Source organism: Rhizobium sp. CB3090, assembly GCF_029714285.1.
GTDB lineage: Bacteria > Pseudomonadota > Alphaproteobacteria > Rhizobiales > Rhizobiaceae > Rhizobium.
In genome coordinates, this window is record NZ_CP121662.1 from 1,087,106 (window position 1) to 1,106,873 (window position 19,768).

Sequence of the window (19,768 nt, forward strand, 5' to 3'; positions counted from 1 at the left end):
GTAACGATCGGAGGAAGTTAGTGCTCTTCGATGGGCACTTCTACCCTTCTTAGAACAAGTATCACGTTCAAGCTCCGCATCGTCGGCTCGGGCTATTCTTTACCACAATCGCATTTTAACCTCGGGAGCGCCGCTGGACCAGAAACAACCAGTGCGGTATCGGTTGATCGCTGGTCCTTTTAAAGTTGATCGTGTCGCCGAGGAAGATCGTTGCGTTTCGAAGCCTTAAACCGCCTCTGGGAGACCGTTCGGGAGACTAGCCATGATTTCCAGGCCTCTACCGACGTGTTTCCTGTTGTCGATATCGAGAAGCTGAGCACAACGCTCGGCCTGAAGGAGAAGGGCGCGGCTAATGGCGGTCTCAACCGGCCAGCGCAAAGCGCTCAGTCTTTCGATGAGACCGAGCAGCGCGTCATCGCTTGGGTGGAGGCGGAAAAGAAAAGCTCTTACCAGGTCCTCGAAGACCAGTTCCAGACTTTCGACAGCCGCTTGCGCAATCTCGATTTCGAAGGTCAGTTCGGGCTGATACGCCAAGCGAATGCGTCCAGCGTTTCGGATTTCAAGGCGGAGGTCGCGAGCGGCGTGGACGAGCTGCACGGCCTGCGCCGTAATCTGAAGACCGCCGAGGACGAGATGGTCGACTTCAAGTCTCGGCACAGGCTGCAGCGCGCAGCAAAGGTTTCCAGCAAGGCTGCCTGGGGCTTCAAGGTCTCGCTGATCATCTTCCTCATTCTCATAGAGATGGTGATGAACGGCAGCTTCCTTGCCAAGGGGAGCGAGCAGGGCATTGTCGGCGGCGTCACCGAGGCGGCGGCCTTCGCCTTCCTGAACATCGGCGCGGCGTTGATGTTTTCCTTCTTCTGCGTGCGTTTCCTTGTACACAGGTCGTTCTTCTTGAAGCTGCTCGGTCTGCTCGGCTTGATCGCCTATGTCGCCGTGGCGCTCGCGATCAATATCGCGCTGGCGCATTACCGCGAAGTGTCGGCGACCATCCTCTCTGGCGCCGGAACGGAGGTCATGCAGCGGCTGAAGGCTGCGCCGCTGGGTCTGCAGGAGCTGAATTCCTGGATGCTGTTTGGCGTCGGCTTGATGTTCTCGCTCATCGCCTTCATTGATGGCTGTTACCTGACCGATCCCTATCCGGGGTTCGCCGGCGTGCAGAAACGCCTCGATGCGGCGCGAAGCAATTACATCGCCCGCAAGCTCGATCTGATCGACGATCTCCGGGATATCCGCGACGAACACAATGGCAAGATCGAAGAGATCATCCGCGATCTCAGCATGCGCCGGCAGGAGATCGCCGCCATTATCGCTCATCGCGCCAGAACGGCCGGCCTCTTCCTGGAACATCAAAATCATCTCGAGCGCACTGCCAACACGCTCCTGACCATCTATCGCGAGGCCAACAGAGGCGCGCGCGCAGAGCCGGAGCCTGCTTATTTCGCATCGTCCTATCGGCTAGAGCGCCTGACGCCGGTTCTGCACACGGACGAGGAATGGGACGACAAGGTGCTCGGTGAGCGCATTCAGAGCGCTCAGACCGAATTGACTCAGCAGATCATGCGGATCGGTGACGAGTTCGAAAGCGCCATCGAGAAATATCACAAGCTCGATAATCTTTTCCCGGAGGGCATCATTGGCACGACGCAAGCGGCGTAGCCGAGCCGGCAGTTCGGCCGGCCTTATCATCGCGACGGTTTGCCTCGCCGTTCTGTCCCTCGGTATCGTCGGCGCCTATGGTTGGCTGCGCTACAAGGCTAGCGGCAATGTCGCGGTCGACCAGGCCTCGCTCTGCCCAGTGGACGGCCCGAAAGCGGAAACGGCGATCCTGCTCGATGTCACCGATCCGATCGCGGACACGACGGCGCTTGACCTGCGCAATCAGTTCCAGAAAATCGTCTCCGACGTGCCGGTCGGCGGCGCGATCGACATCTACGCGCTGACGGAGAAAGAGGGCGAGCTCATCCAGACCTTCCACGGCTGCAATCCGGGAAGCGGTGCCAGTGTCGACGAATGGACCAGCAATCCCCGCCTGGCCCAAGCGCGCTGGGAAAAAGGTTTCGCAAAGCCGCTTGCCGATATCGCCGGCAAACTGAGTGTCGGGGAGGCGGGTAAGCAATCGCCGATCATGGCCGCCATCCAGAAGATCAATCTGGAAGTCTTTGCGAGCGCTGCCGGTGGCATACCGAAACATCTCTACATCGCCTCCGACATGATCGAACATACCGACGCCTTCTCGAACTATCGCGACGGCGCTTCCTATCAGAAATTCCAGCAGAGCCCGGCGCGTGATAAATTCCGGACGTCACTGGATGGTGTCATGATCAAGATCCTCGCCTTTCAAAGGCCGAACATGAAGTTCAGTATGGAGCAGCTTGCAAATTTCTGGGCGCAGTGGATCAAGAGCAATAATGGCTATTTCGACGGCTTCGTCCGATTGGAGGGGATACGCTGATGGCCGATGTTGAAGCGAGGCTGGCCATACGCGACTATGGGCCGATGGTCCTCTTCGGGCTGGTCACGGTCGGCGGCATGATTTTCATCTGGACGTCCAAGCTTCTTGGTTGGCCGCTGCCGATCGTGACCGGCGTGCCGCTGCTGCTGATGGCAGTCTATTTCGGGATCTCGGTGGCTTTTGCCGGATTTCGCCTGCACAACGAGCAGGCGGGCGACAATCTCTACTACATGGGATTTCTGTTCACCCTGTCGAGCCTCGGCGTATCGCTCTACCTCTTTGCCGGCGAGACGTCGATCGAGACGATCGTCCGCAATTTCGGCATCGCCGTCACCTCAACCATTGCCGGCGTCACGCTCCGTATTCTCTTCAACCAGATGCGCCGCGATCCGATCGATATCGAGCGCAGCGTCCGCCACGAACTGGCCGAGATGACCCGCCGTGTGCGCTCGGAACTGGACTCTTCGTCGCGCGAGTTTTCTCACTATCGGCGCGTCAGCAACCAGATGCTGTCCGAGGGGTTCGAGGAAATCGCGCGCCAGGCCGAGCGCAGTGGCGAGGAGATCCAGAAGATTCTGGAAGTCCTGGCGAAGCAGGCGGTCACGCCGATCAACGAGGCGGCAGCGCAACTGACCGAAACGACGTCGCAGCTTTCCGAGATCATTGGGAAATTCGGCACAGCCGTCGAAACCGTCGGTAAAAAGCTTGAGGAAATCCGCTCGCCCGAAGACGTTGTTCGGGCCGAGCTGGCGCCCGCCATTGCTGCCATCAAGGAAATGGCCGAGGCGCAGTTGCAGCCGTTAAAGAATATCGAGCAGACGCTGAGCCGCATGGCGGACTTGCCGGGACGATCGTTTTCACCTGAATTCAAGCCGGTCGATTCCCAGGTTGTACCCGTGAAGGATGAGCCGCCCTCCGCGGCGATTACAGCGGTCACGGCCAACGAAAACGAACCGCCGGCGGATGCGCCAAGGCGTAAGCGACGGTGGCATCTATGGTGATGCGCGTCTCGGATACTGCGCCAAAGCTGGAGCACAAGGGCTATAATCGCGGGCTGATCCTCGGCCTGACCATGGCCGAATCCATGCTGCTGCTGGTCTTCTGCCTGCTTCTGGTCGCAGCCGCCATGATTTCCGCGGAGAGGAACCATCGTTATGAGACCGAGCGGAAACTGAAAGACGCCGAGCAACGGCTTGTGCTGCTGGAAAAGAAACAATCCGAGCAGGCGGCGCGTCTGGTGCAACTGCAAGCGAAACTGATTTCCGGCGACCTCTCGGCGGCCGACCGGGCGACGCTGGAAAAGGAGTGGCGTGAACTGGTCGAGGCGCGTGAAACTTTGGACAGTATGGGCACTGATGGGACGAAGCCGGAGGATCTGCAGGAGCTTGCCAAGATCGCTGACGTGCTGAAGCAACATGGCGTCGATCTCGCCAAGGCGCCGGACGAGGTGAGCAAGTTGCTGGCGGGACAGGGCGGCGGAAAAGGCGCTCATGATTGGCCGCCGATCATCAATCTCGACGACGCCAAGAAGAACTATTTCCAGTCGGGCAGCGCCGAATTGACCAAGACCTTTGAGCGCATGCTCGACACGACGATCTCGAATGAGATTGCCAGCAACCTCAGCCTCTATGACGCCGACATTGTCGAGGTGATCGGCCACACGGATGAGCAGCGCGTATCGCGGACAAGCTCGAACCTCGACGATACGCTGATTGGGGCCATGGACGGCAAACTGCCGATATCGGCCGTCGAGCCTGCGGACAATGCCGGGCTTGGACTGGCGCGCGCGGTCGCCGTCGCCAATGTCCTCAAGGCCAATCCGAAGCTGAAGAACGTCACCATCCTGCCGATGTCGGCCGCCCAATTGATCCTGCCCGGCGATACGATCACAGCAGGGCAGGCGGGCGCCGTGGAATCCCGCCGGCGCATCGAGATCCGGGTCCGCGGCAGGACCACGCCGGTTGCCGTGATCAATGCCGGCGTTACGGCGTCGACGAATACGCAATAGCGCCGAGTTCGGCGAATCAGCCTCGCAGACCGGGTGCCTCGTAGCCGGTGCGCTCCACATATTCGGTATAGCCGCCGGTATATTGATGAACGCCCTCCGGCGTTAGTTCCAGCACGCGATTGGAGAGCGCCGCCAGGAAATGCCGATCGTGCGAGACGAATAGCATCGTGCCTTCATATTGCGACAGCGCCTGGATGAGCATCTCTTTCGTATCGAGATCGAGATGGTTGGTCGGCTCATCCAGCACCAGCAGGTTCGGCGGATCGAAGAGCATGATCGCCATCACCAGCCGCGCCTTCTCGCCGCCTGAGAGCACTCGGCATCTCTTTTCGACATCGTCACCGGAAAAACCGAAACATCCCGCCAGCGCGCGCAATGAGCCTTGCCCCGCCTGCGGGAACTCGTGTTCCAGCGTCTCGAATATGGTGCGTTCGCCATCCAGCAGATCCATGGCATGCTGGGCGAAATACCCCATCTTCACGCTGGCGCCCAGAGCGACGCTGCCGTCATCCGGCTGCGTGGAACCGGCTACCAGCTTCAGCAGGGTGGACTTGCCGGCGCCGTTGATGCCCATGATGCACCAGCGCTCCCTGCGCCGCACCATGAAGTCCAGCCCTTCATAGATGACACGGCTGCCGTACTTCTTGTGGACGCCCTTGAGATTGATCACATCTTCGCCCGAGCGCGGCGCCGGCTGGAATTCGAAGGCGACGGTCTGGCGCCGTTTCGGCGGCTCCACCCGATCGATCTTCTCCAGCTTCTTCACGCGGCTCTGCACTTGCGAGGCATGCGAGGCACGCGCCTTGAAGCGTTCGATGAATTTGATTTCCTTGGCAAGCATTGCCTGCTGGCGTTCGAACTGAGCCTGCTGCTGCTTCTCGTTCTGTGCCCGCTGCTGTTCGTAGAATGCATAATCGCCGGAATAGCTGCTCAATGAGCCGCCGTCGATCTCGATGATCTTGGTGACGATGCGGTTCATGAACTCGCGATCGTGCGAGGTCATCAGCAAAGCGCCCTCGTAACCTCTGAGGAATTCTTCCAGCCAGATGAGGCTTTCCAGATCCAGATGGTTGCTCGGCTCGTCGAGCAGCATGACATCGGGGCGCATGAGGAGAATGCGGGCAAGCGCCACGCGCATTTTCCAGCCGCCCGACAGCGCGCCGACATCGCCGTCCATCATCTCCTGGCTGAAACTGAGGCCCGCCAGCACTTCGCGGGCACGCCCTTCGAGGGCATAGCCGTCCAGCTCCTCGTAACGCGCCTGCACTTCGCCATAACGCTCGATGATCTCGTCCATCTTGTCGGCCAGGTCCGGATCGACCATCGCGGCTTCCAGCTCGCGCAGCTCGGCGGCAACCGCGCTGACGGAGCCAGCGCCTTCCATCACTTCGGAGACGGCGCTGCGGCCCGCCATTTCGCCGACATCCTGATTGAAGTAGCCGATGGTGACGCCCTTATCGACGGAAACCTGCCCCTCATCGGGCAGCTCCTGTCCGGTGATCATCCGGAAAAGCGTCGTCTTGCCGGCGCCGTTCGGGCCGACGAGCCCGACGCTCTCGCCCCTGTTGAGCGCCGCGGATGCCTCGATGAAGAGGATGCGATGGCTGTTCTGCTTGCTGATATTCTCGATACGAATCATGTTTACGCGAGGCCCGAAGAAAGTTTTGGCGCCTTATGCCACGGGTCGCGAGCTCTGTCGCAGCTTTTTGGTCAAAAGATGAGATCGATGACAAACCGATGTCAGTCGCGGTGATTTTCGAGGCACTGAGGCATGAAGCGACCATTCGCCCGTCGGTATCCGCCACATCCAGTCTGTACGTCAACCGCTCTACGCCGGCTGCGGGCGTGGCGGTCGCATTTTTCGGAGTATCGGACGCTCTATGAAAAGGTAGCAGATGATCGCGAAGGCCAGCGAACCCAATACGAGGAACGCAGGCTGCGCGGCGTGCGGCACGCCAGCGCGCAACAGCAGCGCCGTTACTATGACGCCGGTGAGCACGTGCCAAACGTAGATGGAATAAGAGGCGTCACCAAGGAAGTGCAGGAATGCGAGTTTGGGAGCACCTCGCTCCCGTTCTGCGAAAACAGCGCCCGACAACAGCAGCACCGCAGGTATGCCCCAGCGAACCGCCCGGTCGACATGGGGTATCAGGTCACTCGCCATCAACAGCACCAATCCGGCGATCATCAAGCCGATAGCGGCGTGAAAAGACAGCCGAAAACCCTGCTTCCACAAGCGTCCGATGACGACTCCGGCCGCAAATTCAAGAATGACCGGCTCCGTGAAAACACTGATATAGCCGAGTGGCAGCAGGTAGTGCGTAATGACGACGGCCACCAAAGCCACCATCAGGAACCATAGCCGTCTGAGTTCGGGCAGAAACAGCGAAATGGAAAAGATGAGATAAAAGAACATCTCATAGGACAGGGTCCATCCCTGCTCGACAATGGGATGCATTGCTTCGCCCTTCATGACGGGCAGGAAAAGCAGTGAGCCGATCAAATTCCCGATGCTCGTGTCTATGTTGAAGAAGAACTGCGGTTTCAACACAGCCATGACGAATGTCGCCGCCGTCGCAATCCAGTAAAGCGGCACTATTCTGAACAGCCGGCGCACCATGAACTCTTGCGGACCGACCGATCTTCCCTCGGTCGTGACCCACATGATGAAGCCGCTGATGACAAAGAAAATATCGACCCCCGCTGCTCCGACCCTGAAGTTAAGGCCGTATGCGGCGCTGCCATGGAAGCAGAGGACGGAAATCGCGGCGATAGCCCGCAGATACTGAATGCTTGTGATGTCATTGCCGATTTTCAAGACGGTGCCCCGCGCGACTGGACTGCCACCGCCAAGGCCTTGCCGGCCGGTTTGGCGATAAAATGAGTCGAAAGGCCGGACACTCACACAGAACAGCTTGGAGCGCACGGCGGACCGAATGTTGCTGGCAGCAACAATTTCAATGAAACCCGATGATTTCCCGCCGGTTTCGTGACGAAAATCGGGCATTTCGGATGTGGGACGGTTGTGGCGATAAATTGTGGGCGCTCTTTATGCGCGAAAAGCTTGCCTATCGGCCGAATATCCCGCATTTTGTCTGAATGGTCCTTCGCGCAGAGATTGTTTTTTATTTATTTCAGTTAGTAATTTCAGGCGCTCTGATTACCTGAAATCTTCAAATACTTTACGGGCAAGCACAGCGCTGAAGTGATGAGGGGCAAAATAATAGGTGCATCTAGAGCGTTTCCCATTCATGCTGGATCGTATCCACATGAGTTGAAGTAGTTTCGGGCCTCTTGTGGGTCGACCCGCCCAATCAGCTTGCCGATGCGATCCCATAGACCGGTTACGGTTCTCTCGGCAGCTTTTCGCAGGAGTGCCTTCAGCTTGGAGAAGGCCTTTTCTATGGGATTGAAGTCCGGGCTGTAGGGCGGAAGGAACATCATGGTCGCACCTGCCGCTTCGATCATCTCTCGCGCCGCCGGTCGTTTGTGGCTGGATAGATTATCGAGAATGACGACATCACCCGGCTTCAAGGTTGGAAGCAGGACCTGAGCGACATAGGCTTCGAACCACTCACCGTTGATCGGCCCGTCGATGACAAGCGGTGCCACTATTCCCGTGCTGCGTAGGCCTGCAACCAGTGTGGTTGTCTTGCGGTGACCATGCGGAAACCCCATTCGCAACCGCTCACCCTTGCGGCATCGTCCATGAGTGCGGGCCATATTGGTTGCCGTCCAGGTCTCGTCGATGAACACAAGCCGCTCCGGGTCGAGATCGAGTTGGTCCTCGAACCAGGCTTGCCGCTTTTCCAGGATGTCCGGACGGCTCTGCTCTACCGCATGGCCAGTCTTTTTTTGCGCGTCTGGTTGTGCCGAACGAGAAACCGGTGCAGGGCCGACTTGCTCGCGATGATGCCTTGGGCCGCAAGAGCGTCACGAAGCTCAAATAGCGTCCCATCCCGGTGCTCTGCAAGCCAAGCCATTATCAGATCGGCATGAGCTTCAATCTTATGGGAACTGCGGTCGCCACCAAGCGGACCGGGACGAACGTTTCCATGCCGAATTTGCAGGTTACGCCAACGGCTCACGCTGGCTGCGCTCACACCAAAACGCTCGGCTGCCTCCCTATGAGATGCTCCGCCATCGACGGCGGCAAGCACACGTATGCGAAGATCAACGGAAAGGGCTTTCGACATATCTGCCGACCTCCATCGGCAGATAGGTTGAATCAGAATGCAAGTGATTTGAAAAGCAATTCGATTCAATCAGTCAGGGAAGCGCTCTAAAGCTCGAGGGTGTGCTGCGAACTGAGGAGGTCTCGTCTCATTCGAATGGCGCGTACCTCTTGCCGTTTCGACATCGTGATATTGCCTTTTGAAATCCGTACCGGAACGCCGGCGAGCGCAGCTAACGCCTCAGGTTGCTGGCGATGTTCAAACGCGATATGTGGCGGAAGAAGAAAGTGCCTAGCAAACATATCGGCTTGGTCTTCGGTGCTTTCCATCGCGTTCATATTCTTGAACCGTTGCACAGCGCCATTTGGATCCTTATGCATCTGAACATTCCGATCTCGATGCAAAAGGAAGTGTCCAAGCTCATGGGCGAGAGTCAGGCGCGCTTCTGCATCATCGTTACAGGCCGCGCGATAAACCGATCGTTTCACCACAATCCGATCCCTGTGAGGTTCCGCGACAGCGTCTTCCTTCATCTCGGCATCGAGGACGATAATGAGCCTGAAGTTTGGAAACAGTCGAACCAGCTTGAATTCGAGGATCGACACGACGTCGATGCGATCGACATGAGCCACCTCGAATTCAGTCCGATACTTCAAGGCTTCAATCATCATCTCAGGAGTGGTTAGACCTCTGGATGTGAAGTAGTCCTTTGCCATTTCTCGCGATGCCTCTGTAAATCCACGACATTAGTCGCGCCGGTTTCATCGACGATGGACGCGATAGTCGCTGTCGCGACCCTTGTTTGTTCTTTCCGCAAGAGCTTTGGGAAAGCATCGATATCGATGCCTAAGAACTCGCAGAGTTTCTCACGCTCGATTTCTGAGCCAACGTTCTCGCCAGCTTCAAGCTGGCTGATGATATTTTCATCGATGCCAAGCTTCTCGGCCAGCCTACAGAAGCTCCATTCGCTTTTTTGACGGTTGCGCCGAAGCATGTCACCGAAAATCCGAAGCGCAGCCTTCAGGCTGGCATCCTCTATTTCACTACTCATCGCTAAACCTCATTCTATAGGAAATGATTACAGAGGGGGAGGCACCCTTTCGCGGGCGCCTCCAATGTCTGCTTATTTACGCCGGCTCGGCTCACTTTTGGTATCGCCGTAACCGGGCTTCGGAACGCGCTCGACAGTGGTCGTATTCGGTCGGCGCTCGGCTTCCTTCACAGGAATGAACTGGCCCGACTTAGAGTCTCTGCCGACATCGAATGTCTTTCTGGTCATCTCAAAACCCTTTCTGGGTGTGGAAAATGCCCTGAGCTAACCTCGACATTCAGAACCGAATCCTCCTATAGTGCTCTTGCTTAAGGGGCAGTCGGATGAAGTTCTGTCTGCCATGCGAACGCTCAAAGCTTATTCGCAAATTGCCGTAATCGTGGCCGCGGTCCCGGTTACGGCATCGCGGATACAGGTTCAAATCTCAAATTTTCCGGCTTTTTAGTGCCTCCTTCGTGCTGATTCGGCATCGAAGATAGGGTAAATTGCTGCACCTGTAAATGAAAAACCGTAAAAATATCGTTAAATTACAGTATTCTGTAGAATTTCTCGCGCGTTTCAGGTGAGAATTAGAATGTAACGTGAATTTTCTATTCAAGAATTTAATCAAGGAGACTCGGCGATGCTTGCTGCACGCCGATTCTCCCTCCGATTTATGCTTCCAGTCGCTTGGAGACTGTCGGTTAATTCCAAGGATAGCTTTCCAAAATCGACAATTTTTTTGCTTTCTTCCTGATGCTAGTTCCGGACATCGAATGTGTTCGGAACCATTATTTATTTGCGCAATTCTAGGCTCGTTTTGAGTAGCTGCCTGTGTAGTCTGACACCAACAATGTCGCGCGTTAACTAAGAAAAGCGGGTAAATACAGATAGCCTTGCGACAACATCTGTGTCGTAAAAATCGCAATGCTGTGTCACAGCTTGATGCCAGGCGATCCAAAAAATGGTTTGATTGGTCCATTTTTTGGTTTTTTCTTTGTATTATCAGAAGAGTTGATTAGGTTTCGCCGTGTGTCTAGCGGGGCGAGAACATGTCACTGGTCGACTTTTTATTTTCAGTTCGTCAGCAGAATATGCTTCGTGCCTTGCTTCTTCATCCGGGGAAGCACTACGGTACGAACTAACTTATCTCCATCGGCGGAGCCGGTGTCGGCGCTGGACGCCACGTGCTTCAGGCTATGGAACGCTCGGGAATTGTGGTGAAGTCCTCGCGGGGAAACCAGCGTCTGTATTCGATCAATATTCACAGTCCGATCTATCGCGAGCTCAGGTCAATCTGCTTGAAGACTTTCGGGATGGCGGACGTGATCCGACAGGAACTGGAAGCAGTCCGGAGCCGCGTAGAGCTTGCGTTTCTGTTTAGATCGATGGTTCGAGGCGACGACAGGGCAGATAGCGACGTCGATATTCTAATCGTCGCCGACCTTGATCTTTTTGATCTGGGAGCGATGATCGAAAAGCTGCAGGATGTCTTTCAGAGGGAGATCGACCTAAGCCTCTATTCACCTCAGGAATGGAAGGCGTTAACCGACGACATTGTTGTCAACAAAATCAAAAATGGGGAAAGGATCGACCTGATCGTTCGCTGACCCCGAGGACAATGCTTGTCGCATCAGGGGTGAAGCCTCGCCCTGATTATCTGAACCAAGTGTAAGACGTGTCATCTCGCTCGCCTGGAACCGTGATATTCTCAACCTCCTTCAAGGCGTTTGAAACTTCGGAGCAGAGGTAGAATTCGGGAAATCGGCCGGCCTTTGCAATGACGGCCTTAACGTTTGAAAGACGAAGAGCAAGCTGTAGCCGTTTCAAGGTGACTTGGTGGCGTCTTACTGCTCCACGCACAGTTGCGTATTTATCATAGAATGCATGCAAATCTTCGGCGACAATGTATCGGATCAGTCGGTTCTGGCTGTTCTTTGCCATGTAGCTCGTGACGTAGCCGGCGTTGCAGAGCACTTTCAGATTATCGACTCCAATCCGTAGTATTTCGTCAGCTTCCGCCATCGTTAAATCGACAAGCGCAGCCGTACGGCACAACGACTGGATTTCTTTGGGATCCACTCGGATGGCGTCGAAGCCGACTTTATGGTTGTCCCAGGTGAGATTCCGCAGCCTCTTGGACTGAAGTAGCAATATGATTTCGGGCATTTGCAGACCACACGCTTTTGCAGCAGCGTTGAGTGGTAGCAGGTCTTCGAAGGACCCGGTCCTGTCGGGCCGTAGGCCGTCGACTACCGCTTGGAGAGCTTTTCTCGAAAACCTTTCGTTCAGCCCCACCTGACGCATTGCCTTGATGCTTGGAGAGAATATCCCTGCTTGCCGGAATTTTGTGAATTGGGCATACGACACACCAACCATCGCCGCAGCCTCGGCTGGGAGAATGGAATCTTCCATGAGCTCGTAAGCCTTGTAAGCTGCCTCCCTGGACATCGCCCCAGAGTTCGATGAACAAACGTCCATCAAGTTCATGGCTACGGCGAATTTGCGTAGCAGGGTCGGCCTGACGCCGAACGTCTGCCGCAACTCTTTCTCTGAGAGATACCTTGCCGTATCGCTAGTGCCAAACACGTTGGCAGACTTGCTTAGAGGCAGACTTGCAAACGCATACTCATGCATCGCCTTTTTAACGTCGTCCCATGCCGGATCTTTCTGATGCCACATGATGCTGTAGAACCGGCCGTAGAGCTTGCCTCCGCCAATGACGGAAACGTAGTTCTTGGCTCTTTCATGAAAGACGTCCATCGCGTCATGTAATCCCGTGACGCCGCGGGAAAGGTAGTTGTACCCCTCCGCACCGGCTTGCCACAACCGTTCGTCATCGAGAGATTCTTGATCGGCATCTTTCCCAAACAGGAGGCCGGTGCCAATGATCTGCGCTAAGTAGCCACCACGGTCCAGGCTCATAGCGTCGAGGATGCTGCCATGCCGACGAATGCCGTTGAGCCGATCGATTGCAAAACGCTCGAAGTCCGTCATCGGTCTTGGTCGGACAGCGCCGAATCCCGGATCGATTTCTGCTACCGACAGGTTTTCGATCAGATCGTGGCAGCGTATCGAAGTTAACAAGGACCGTCCAAAATCGTTTAATGCGCAATTGTGATGCTGGCAGGTTCTGACGAATTGCAGAGGCCAGATCTTGCGCATGTAGCGCCGCGTACCGGGCATGCGTTCTGACGACTTCTCATCCTCGGCAAAACACAATGGGCAAACTCGCAAACCGGTGCGGACGTAAAACTTCTCCAGTATCGCTTCGCCGCCAACGATCCAATTCTTGCCGTCTTTTCCGATAGAGGCCCGCCGTATCTGATCGATCGATATGCGGCTCAGCTCGGCTAATGTCTGTATGGCGACTTCTTTTCCGTTGATGACGTCGGAATACTGAAAGCCCATATCCAGACAGAAATCCGGCGCGCTCTTTACGTTTGCTGCAGCAAACCTCGAGCAGAAGCTGGTGAGGCTTTCATCTTCAAGCAACGGTACGCGGTACATGGCCTGCCTACTCCTCCGACGACTTCTTCGGACTACGCTTGGTGGCCGGCGCAAACACGCCGGCACGGTTGACGGGGCGAATGATCGTCCTCCACTCAGCGGAGGCCATGACGTTGGTCTCCAGCTCGTAGTCGCCGTTCACAAGGCGGCGGTAGCCTTCCTCCCAGCTCTCCTGAGTGACCGTGTCCTTCCCGTTCTCCAGCGCGTCTTCGATCGAGTGGTATATGATTTTCATCACCAATCCCCACCTGTAATGCCCGCCGTACATCAGCCGCTCGATGAAGTCCGGCTCGACTTCGGGAGAAAGCTTGAGACCCGCACGCTGTTCGACGAGTTCGATGATGATCGCTGCCAGGTATTCGCCGTCATTCTCGAGCGTCATGTTCAAGAGGGCGAAATCATCGACACGCCGTAGCAACTGATCCTTGGGGTCGCGCAAGACGACTTCCTTGATTTCGGGGAGTCCGACCAAGACTACGAAGATCGGCCATGTCGGATGCTGAAGCATATTCTTGATCGTGTCCGCGATGTGAGATGGACCCTTGTATTGCGGCGACTCCAAGACGTGTTGAAAGTCGTCGATGATGACGACCCTCGTTCCCCGCCGCCTGAGATATCGCCGAACGTCCTGAACCATCCCCTCTGTGCTTTTTCTTCGGATCACTTCGTAGTTCATTGCGCTGAGAAGCGCTTCGGCCAGATCCGGGACCGATGCCTTCGACGGCGCCTTGATATACAGAGCCGGGTAGTAAAAATTGCCATAGCCGTCCGGGACGGGCTGAAATGCCTCCTCGTCCTTCAAGACCTGCTCGATGAGGGCCGACTTTCCCATCCCGGTTTCGGCATGGATGGTCACCGCGAACGTTTCCGGGTCGAACTGTGAGACCGCCCTTTGCATCCGTTTGAGGGGCACGTCGATCCACTTGTCGTTGGGGGTCGAGTAGTAAGCCAACTTGACCGAATGCATGATAGCGGCCGCCTTCCGCTGCATCGGAGTAAGCGCTTGAGACATCGCGTCGGCGACGGCGATGGCACCAGGATCGCCCGCGCTCGCCATTGGTGGCTTGTCAGTCTTGGAGATGGTCATGTTTTACTCGTCGTCTTTCCAGTCTGATTTGAAGATCGGGGGGCGCCCTGCCTTTCGAGGAGGCGCCATCGGCTCTGTAGCCGCCTGGAAACGTGTTCCCCGCATGAGGTCGGTCACCTGCACCTTGCGCGGCGGAGGTTCGTCCTTCTTTTTGCGAGGCTTCTTGTCCTTGACGGCGGGCGGCGTCGACATTGGCTCCGGGACGCCGTCCTCAGCTCGACGTGAAGCGAATTCGTCCGGGTTGAACGTTCCTTTCGAGGGACCGATCACGGACCGCGCATCGCGGGCGTCTTCCTCGGCGCCCGCTTTCGCGTCAGAGCCGTTGTCCGGCTCGTATTCATCCTTAATATCTTCGTCGGGAAGGTTTTCGACGAGGAACAGTTGGGGGTCTGGATCGTAGTCCGGCGTCAGACGGTTGCCGGCCACATATCCGTTGAACACCTGCTTCTCGAAGTTATCGTAGTCGTCCTTCGTGACGATGTGCGAAGCGACGCTGTGCTTGTCTTCAGAGAACTTTGCGGTGCTCATAACCTGTCGGAGCGCCGCTCCGATGACCTTCATGTCCTGGATGTCGTGCTGGGAGTACGAAGCGTCCATAAGCCGTTTTGTCGTGACCCACTCGATCGCGGATACGCCGTCGAAACCTGGGATCGCCGCCTTCACCCAAAAGAAGCCGTCGTCGGCGACAGTCCGGAACCCCAAAAGGCCGAGGTTGTAGGGGTTGGCCTTGATGATCACTTCCTTGTTCGTGTAATGCGCGAAAAGGGCCTGCACTTCGGTGCTGTAGTACGGGATCCCCAGGCAGACGATGCCGGATCTCGAAATCGTGCGAGTCCCGGCCTTCATGCCGAAGATCAGTCCTTCCTTTTCAGGGTCGGTAAGCGTCAGCACGGGGTGACGGTTCGTCATCGTAGCCCAGGCATCGATAGGCTTCTGGCCATCGAGGCCCTTGTGTTTGGTGAGATGGTAACAATCGACGATAAGTCGAACGAGGCACCGAGCAAGCTCCTCGAAATCCATCGAAGCGTTTGCTTCGGATTCATAAGCACCACGGACGATGGGGTTGGAAAACGTTTGCCCGGTAAAAAGTCGAAGCCAGCGTTTGCCGGTCCTGAAAAACCGCTCGATGCGGCCGCGCAGGCGGGGCGTCCCCAACGGGGGCATGAGATGACTGCCGCAAAGCGCGAGGACGGTGTCCTGGAACTCCTCGTCGAGGTACGCACCGCCGTGGTCCGTCGCAACCTCTTCGGGAATACCATGCTGGATCCAGTCGGTCTCGGTGCCGGCCGCCCTGGCGAAGTTGTCTTTCGGCATGACCGCCATGTGCAGCGTGGCGACGCCGGACCTCCCGTTCGGGTTGGAGTCCAGGAGCCGCAGCGCAAGAATTGATCGAGTCCCGCAATCGATAGCGACCGAAGCCCAGAAACGATCTTTCAGAGTTTCAATCTGCTCCTGATATCTCGGGCTTATGACATTCCACAGTCGCGTCTTCTTCAACAGCGTTATGATGTCGAGCTTGTCTTCGTCCATCTCGATGCGCTCGAGAGGTCGGTACTTTCGGTTGGCGGATTTCGAGAGCTCGTTCTTGTCCCTTGCCGTCTCCTCGCCAAGCCGTCCCAGGTCGAGTAGCATGCGCTTCTGCTCGGCAACACGCCGATAGAAGGTCCGGATGTTCTTAGGGAGAGGCAGGGGGTCGGCGCTGACTTCGTTCTCTGCATTGAGAAGCTGCCATTGCAGGGCGATGTCGGGCTGCTTGGAAGACGCGAGCTTCCTGGCCTCGGCGTCCAGCAACTTGTTCACCCGCGGATCAAGTTTGCGCTTTGGCGGCTTCTCGTCGCCGGGATGCCCTCCATACATTAGGCAAAACGGGCTTCGGTTCCCTTCTTCAAACCTATCGAGGAGCCGCATGAAGTGGCGCGGGGTGCACATGTGATGCGTCTCGACGACAATCTTCTTCTGCCCGCCGCGCGGCGTCGGCATGCACCGTTCGAAGTCTTCGGCATACTCTTCGTAAAACTCCAATATGCTGTCATCGGACCGGGATCGAAGTCCGACTGCCTGTTCGTCAAGAAACCTAGTGAGCATTCTGGCGCGATAATTGATGTGCGGCGGGATGATCGCCGGATCGACCATTTTTCGCTTTCGCTCGAGAGCTGCTTCCTCGGTATAGTGGTCTCTTTTGATAACGATCGCGCGGAGACGGATGCGCCGCGCGATTTCTGCATAGGAATGAAACTCGACAGACCCTTCGCCGCCGATCTCCGTGAAGAAGTAGCCATGCTCCTTGGGAACGGGCTTAACGCGAAAGGCGGCGCCCTTCATCTCAACCCGATCGAAGATCGTGAGACGTGTCGAGGTAAAGGGTTTCATGTCGTCCATCAGTTCACCTTCCGAGCGCGGACGAACGACACGGGTTCGAACGTCAGCGCCTTGTCATCGGTGACGTGCTCGGCCAGGCCGTCACCCATCAAATTCCAAAGTGCGATCCATCCATTCCCTTCGTTGCCGAACTCCTGCACCAGCTCGAAGGCGCGGACCGGCTTGGTCTTCGTCTTGAGCAGTTCGAGCATTCGTACGCAGTCAGGAGAATTCTTGAGGCGTCGCGCCGACAAGATTTCACGTGCTCGGTAAATTTCGGCTTTCGTCACAACCTTCTCCGTGAGGATTTCAATGCGATGCGCGTAATACTTGAGGGCATGGTTACGAATATCCTCCACCGCTGCCTTCAACAGTCCGCGCTTGTCCTTGTTCACCGGGCGCACGCAATAGAGAACCACTTCTCCATTGTCATAGACCACCTTCAAGTCGGCCCAGTGCTCACGCTCGATGCCGCAGCGATCGGTGTACTTGATAGGGCCGAACTGCGCTTCAACGGATCGGACGCCCTGCATCGCCCAGAAGACGACCGCGCAGTCCCGCTCGAAAAGGCTCTCAAACACCAAGTAGACGTTCGTGCCGGGCGCGCACATGAGGATGCGGCAGGAGGAGCGCGACTTCTTGGCTACGCGACGGCCGGCAGGTGAGGCTACGACGTCGCGGTAAACCGTGAGACCGTAAACCTCCTCGATCGACTGCTTATATTTGCGCGCCTCGGTCGATCGTCGACACGATGCCACCTCGGTAGCCTTCGTCAGGTTCCGCTACGTACGTCTTGCGTTCATAGGTGGCCTTCCAAGGCATATAGCCGGCGCGGACATAGTAGACCGCCTCGAGACGAGAAAGAGCCTGAATCATGGCGATGCTTCCCTTCGCAATCAGACCGCTTCGCAGACAGCCATCTGGGAACCAGGACGCAAGTCGCGAACACGTTTCAGAAACGTCTTGTAGGAACCCGTACGAAGGCCCATGCGATAGGCTTCCGCGCTTAGAAGGAGCCAGCCGAAGCTTAGCGGCTTCTTGAACGGACAATAGTAGGTGACGTATTCCAGGGCAAAGATGCACTGAATGACCGTCTCGTCATAGCTGAAAGCCTTGCTGCGCTGGCGCTGAAACCATTCGCGGAGTGCGACCGATCGGTTGATGCGGTCTTCGAAGCCGCGCACGTAGTCGATCTGAAACGTTATGCGGAACTCCTCGTTCACGAATACCAGGTCTTTCGCTGGATCGGGCTTCGCAGCCTCGCTGAGACGGCTTCCCAGACGGTAGTCTGAGAAGAGCTTGTTCTCGAGATTCTCGTAATCCTGCTTGGTCGTTGCGATATTCATCACAGCCCCCTACGACTGGTTCGAAACGATAGCGTCGAAGCGCGAGACGAGCGCTGTCACCGAAGGACGGCCGTCATCGACCCCCATGCGCGCCTTCCACACGAATCCGCGCGGCAGATCCGCGACGCGGGCACGGAACGTGCTGTAGGAGGGCAGGCGCATCGGACGGCGGCCAGGCATCATGCGCGCATCCTTCAAGATGAGCGTCTGAAGGTACTGCCAGAGCTCGCGGACGGTGGGGCGAGTGAGGTCGGCATAACGCAACGCGACGACGCACTGCAGGGTCGTTTCCTCACGCGTGAAGTAGCGGCCGCGCTGACGCTCGAGCCACAGGTTGATTTCGTCGCGATATTCGAGGTCCAAAGCCTCGGCATCGTTCGACGGCACGCTGGAGAGGGGCAGACCCGTCTCGATGAGAGCGTCCACGCGATCAAGCGCGCGCTTCCTGAGGAACTGTTTGGTTTCGGGAACCGTATTCATGTCAATCACCATCCACTTGGCGGTTCCGGCGGCGTCGACGCACGACTGCACGACCGGGAACCAAAGTTGCATCGGCTTCGAGAACGATCGACGACGGCGCGGACCGAACGGAAGAAGACCTCCGGACGGGCTAGGCTGCCGTCGGGAACGCTTGGAAGCGTTGTTGGAGATGGATGAAGTGGAGAGCCTTGTTCGTCATGTCTACTTCCTCAATTCCGGGATTACGGGAACATTCTCGAGGAGTGCCGGCGGCATCGTATTGTGCCGCGGCAGATACCACGGCGCTTTACGACGCTTGCCGACCACCTTGTTGGCCGTATGCTGGTACCTTCGACTTCATGACTATATGTCTCGTTTCGTTGCCGCTCCGTTCGGAACGGTGGCGCAATATGGCGCAGATCTTGTGCGGACTGTCAAGAAAAATATTCCAGTGAACAGGCGTAATTGGCATGCGCTTTTTCAGATGTGGGGAAATGTGACTTGTTATGCAATCTGATTGCTAGATTTTTAGTAAAATTTCGCGCGACGTATTGAGGCTTTGTCAACAATTGGGGCCACGTCCGATCGGTCTCACGAGTCCTTGGTTGGCATGGGATCCGCGACGACGGTTATTTTATTCAAAGGTCGGGGCTGCCTCGTCTTTCGTCACGGATTACCCGTTGTCGTCGTAGTCGGGGTTTGTCATTCTCCGCCAGTTCCTCTCGGCACTCCAATGAGGATTGACGCCGCCTAGCCGGCCGGGGCGATCATCCGACGCCAATCCAGGCCGGATGAACTGAGTTCCTCCGGGATGCGCCATCGGTTGTCCGGCCTTACATGCCAGACGCCGTCCCTTGGGCAATAGAGGCCGGGAAGGCGAAAGCGGCTGCTAATCTTGAGGTAGTCCCCGACGTCTTGGGTGGCGAGTGGCATGCCATAGACGATGGCAACGGCCGCTATCTCAGGATCGCAGCCAAATTCCAGTCTCGGAGGGTCTCCATGACTGCGCCAGAAGCGCGCAAACTCAGGAACCGTGGCCATGCTGGCCAGGAGCCGTTTCACTTCCGAATCCACCGGAGGAATCCAGATGTCGGTCTTCAGGAGCTCGTCCAGCCATTTCGATAATTTGGCGCCCCTGACTGGATCAGTTCTCGAAAGATTTAGGGCGCCGCGTTCAAGCTCAAAAATCGCGGTTGGAGGAACGGCGATCGATGCCGGTGGTATCTGATCGAGAAAGAAAATGACGTCTTCGTCCGGCTCCGTGCGCCGGGCTTCGCTGAGGACGCTGGTATCCAGTAGTATGAAGTTCGCCATTCCGCGAATCCCTCTCGCGGTTGAAT

The 19,768-nt window shown here is 56.8% G+C and carries 19 protein-coding genes; 6 read left to right on the forward strand and 13 right to left on the reverse strand.

Annotated features, from left to right (window positions below; translation table 11 throughout):
- Window positions 1–210 precede the first annotated feature (210 nt).
- The 4 genes from QA646_RS05350 to QA646_RS05365 are packed head-to-tail and all read left to right on the forward strand — an operon-like array spanning window position 211 to window position 4,463.
- Window positions 211–1,659: a hypothetical protein gene (locus tag QA646_RS05350; protein WP_283057994.1), complete on the forward strand. Its 1,449-nt coding sequence runs from the start codon at window positions 211–213 to the stop codon at window positions 1,657–1,659.
- The gene (locus QA646_RS05355; RefSeq protein WP_283057995.1) at window positions 1,637–2,455 is read left to right on the forward strand and encodes a hypothetical protein; all 819 of its coding nucleotides are present in this window, start codon (window positions 1,637–1,639) and stop codon (window positions 2,453–2,455) included. The genes QA646_RS05350 and QA646_RS05355 overlap by 23 nt, the downstream gene beginning before the upstream one ends.
- Complete coding sequence (locus QA646_RS05360; RefSeq protein ID WP_283057996.1) at window positions 2,455–3,456, forward strand: hypothetical protein; 1,002 nt, start codon at window positions 2,455–2,457, stop codon at window positions 3,454–3,456. Before QA646_RS05355 ends, QA646_RS05360 begins: the two co-directional genes overlap by 1 nt.
- Complete coding sequence (locus QA646_RS05365; RefSeq protein ID WP_283057997.1) at window positions 3,450–4,463, forward strand: OmpA family protein; 1,014 nt, start codon at window positions 3,450–3,452, stop codon at window positions 4,461–4,463. The genes QA646_RS05360 and QA646_RS05365 overlap by 7 nt, the downstream gene beginning before the upstream one ends.
- Before the next feature lie 16 nt (window positions 4,464–4,479).
- Here the strand turns inward: QA646_RS05365 and QA646_RS05370 are convergent, their stop codons facing one another.
- The 6 genes from QA646_RS05370 to QA646_RS05395 form a co-directional block, all read right to left on the reverse strand.
- Window positions 4,480–6,102, reverse strand: coding sequence for an ABC-F family ATP-binding cassette domain-containing protein (locus QA646_RS05370; RefSeq protein WP_283057998.1), 1,623 nt, complete (start codon window positions 6,100–6,102; stop codon window positions 4,480–4,482).
- A gap of 189 nt (window positions 6,103–6,291) precedes the next feature.
- Window positions 6,292–7,281 carry an acyltransferase gene (locus QA646_RS05375; protein WP_283057999.1) on the reverse strand — a complete coding sequence of 330 codons (990 nt, stop codon included), beginning with the start codon at window positions 7,279–7,281 and terminating at the stop codon, window positions 6,292–6,294.
- Between the two features lie 431 nt (window positions 7,282–7,712).
- Window positions 7,713–8,659 (reverse strand): IS630 family transposase gene (locus QA646_RS05380; protein ID WP_283055531.1). Its coding sequence is split into 2 segments (ribosomal slippage): window positions 7,713–8,311 and window positions 8,311–8,659, totalling 948 coding nucleotides; the frame shifts between segments, so codons are not numbered across the junction.
- 86 nt (window positions 8,660–8,745) lie between these two features.
- On the reverse strand, window positions 8,746–9,354 hold the full coding sequence (locus QA646_RS05385) for an ImmA/IrrE family metallo-endopeptidase (RefSeq protein WP_283058000.1): 609 nt from the start codon (window positions 9,352–9,354) through the stop codon (window positions 8,746–8,748).
- Window positions 9,321–9,689, reverse strand: a complete 369-nt coding sequence (locus QA646_RS05390) for a helix-turn-helix domain-containing protein (protein ID WP_283058001.1) — start codon at window positions 9,687–9,689, stop codon at window positions 9,321–9,323. The genes QA646_RS05385 and QA646_RS05390 overlap by 34 nt, the downstream gene beginning before the upstream one ends.
- Before the next feature lie 72 nt (window positions 9,690–9,761).
- A complete protein-coding gene (locus tag QA646_RS05395; RefSeq protein WP_283058002.1) occupies window positions 9,762–9,917 on the reverse strand; it encodes a hypothetical protein in 156 nt (51 codons plus the stop codon).
- A gap of 1,067 nt (window positions 9,918–10,984) precedes the next feature.
- On the opposite strand from QA646_RS05395, the gene QA646_RS05400 reads away from it, so the two are divergent.
- Window positions 10,985–11,278 (forward strand): nucleotidyltransferase domain-containing protein, encoded by a 294-nt coding sequence (locus QA646_RS05400; protein WP_283058003.1) that lies wholly within the window; start codon window positions 10,985–10,987, stop codon window positions 11,276–11,278.
- 46 nt (window positions 11,279–11,324) lie between these two features.
- Here the strand turns inward: QA646_RS05400 and QA646_RS05405 are convergent, their stop codons facing one another.
- The 6 genes from QA646_RS05405 to QA646_RS05430 all read right to left on the reverse strand — a co-directional run bounded on the left by QA646_RS05405 (window position 11,325) and on the right by QA646_RS05430 (window position 18,449).
- Entirely contained in the window at window positions 11,325–13,178 is a 1,854-nt protein-coding gene (locus QA646_RS05405; protein WP_283058004.1) for a TniQ family protein, read from the reverse strand.
- Window positions 13,179–13,185: 7 nt separating this feature from the next.
- Window positions 13,186–14,265 carry a TniB family NTP-binding protein gene (locus QA646_RS05410; protein WP_283058005.1) on the reverse strand — a complete coding sequence of 360 codons (1,080 nt, stop codon included), beginning with the start codon at window positions 14,263–14,265 and terminating at the stop codon, window positions 13,186–13,188.
- Window positions 14,266–14,268: 3 nt separating this feature from the next.
- Window positions 14,269–16,644 carry a hypothetical protein gene (locus QA646_RS05415; RefSeq protein WP_283058006.1) on the reverse strand — a complete coding sequence of 792 codons (2,376 nt, stop codon included), beginning with the start codon at window positions 16,642–16,644 and terminating at the stop codon, window positions 14,269–14,271.
- Complete coding sequence (locus QA646_RS05420) at window positions 16,644–17,381, reverse strand: hypothetical protein (RefSeq protein WP_283058007.1); 738 nt, start codon at window positions 17,379–17,381, stop codon at window positions 16,644–16,646. The genes QA646_RS05415 and QA646_RS05420 overlap by 1 nt, the downstream gene beginning before the upstream one ends.
- Before the next feature lie 138 nt (window positions 17,382–17,519).
- Window positions 17,520–17,969, reverse strand: a complete 450-nt coding sequence (locus QA646_RS05425) for a hypothetical protein (protein ID WP_283058008.1) — start codon at window positions 17,967–17,969, stop codon at window positions 17,520–17,522.
- 9 nt (window positions 17,970–17,978) lie between these two features.
- Window positions 17,979–18,449 (reverse strand): hypothetical protein, encoded by a 471-nt coding sequence (locus tag QA646_RS05430; protein ID WP_283058009.1) that lies wholly within the window; start codon window positions 18,447–18,449, stop codon window positions 17,979–17,981.
- Between QA646_RS05430 and QA646_RS05435 the strand changes: the two genes are divergently transcribed.
- Window positions 18,448–18,945, forward strand: coding sequence for a hypothetical protein (locus QA646_RS05435; RefSeq protein WP_283058010.1), 498 nt, complete (start codon window positions 18,448–18,450; stop codon window positions 18,943–18,945). The genes QA646_RS05430 and QA646_RS05435 overlap by 2 nt on opposite strands.
- Before the next feature lie 233 nt (window positions 18,946–19,178).
- On the opposite strand, the gene QA646_RS05440 is transcribed toward QA646_RS05435, so the two are convergent.
- Window positions 19,179–19,742, reverse strand: coding sequence for a hypothetical protein (locus tag QA646_RS05440; RefSeq protein WP_283058011.1), 564 nt, complete (start codon window positions 19,740–19,742; stop codon window positions 19,179–19,181).
- Window positions 19,743–19,768 lie beyond the last annotated feature (26 nt).

Excerpts from the sequence above, each read along its gene's own strand:
- QA646_RS05435 (WP_283058010.1), top strand. The coding sequence starts at position 18,448 with ATGTCAATCACCATCCACTTGGCGGTTCCGGCGGCGTCGACGCACGAC.
- QA646_RS05360 (WP_283057996.1), top strand. The coding sequence starts at position 2,455 with ATGGCCGATGTTGAAGCGAGGCTGGCCATACGCGACTATGGGCCGATG.
- QA646_RS05400 (WP_283058003.1), top strand. The coding sequence starts at position 10,985 with ATGGCGGACGTGATCCGACAGGAACTGGAAGCAGTCCGGAGCCGCGTA.
- QA646_RS05370 (WP_283057998.1), bottom strand. The coding sequence starts at position 6,102 with ATGATTCGTATCGAGAATATCAGCAAGCAGAACAGCCATCGCATCCTC.
- QA646_RS05440 (WP_283058011.1), bottom strand. The coding sequence starts at position 19,742 with ATGGCGAACTTCATACTACTGGATACCAGCGTCCTCAGCGAAGCCCGG.
- QA646_RS05395 (WP_283058002.1), bottom strand. The coding sequence starts at position 9,917 with ATGACCAGAAAGACATTCGATGTCGGCAGAGACTCTAAGTCGGGCCAG.
- QA646_RS05405 (WP_283058004.1), bottom strand. The coding sequence starts at position 13,178 with ATGTACCGCGTACCGTTGCTTGAAGATGAAAGCCTCACCAGCTTCTGC.
- QA646_RS05415 (WP_283058006.1), bottom strand. The coding sequence starts at position 16,644 with ATGGACGACATGAAACCCTTTACCTCGACACGTCTCACGATCTTCGAT.
- QA646_RS05365 (WP_283057997.1), top strand. The coding sequence starts at position 3,450 with ATGGTGATGCGCGTCTCGGATACTGCGCCAAAGCTGGAGCACAAGGGC.
- QA646_RS05430 (WP_283058009.1), bottom strand. The coding sequence starts at position 18,449 with ATGAATACGGTTCCCGAAACCAAACAGTTCCTCAGGAAGCGCGCGCTT.
- QA646_RS05385 (WP_283058000.1), bottom strand. The coding sequence starts at position 9,354 with ATGGCAAAGGACTACTTCACATCCAGAGGTCTAACCACTCCTGAGATG.
- QA646_RS05410 (WP_283058005.1), bottom strand. The coding sequence starts at position 14,265 with ATGACCATCTCCAAGACTGACAAGCCACCAATGGCGAGCGCGGGCGAT.
- QA646_RS05425 (WP_283058008.1), bottom strand. The coding sequence starts at position 17,969 with ATGAATATCGCAACGACCAAGCAGGATTACGAGAATCTCGAGAACAAG.
- QA646_RS05390 (WP_283058001.1), bottom strand. The coding sequence starts at position 9,689 with ATGAGTAGTGAAATAGAGGATGCCAGCCTGAAGGCTGCGCTTCGGATT.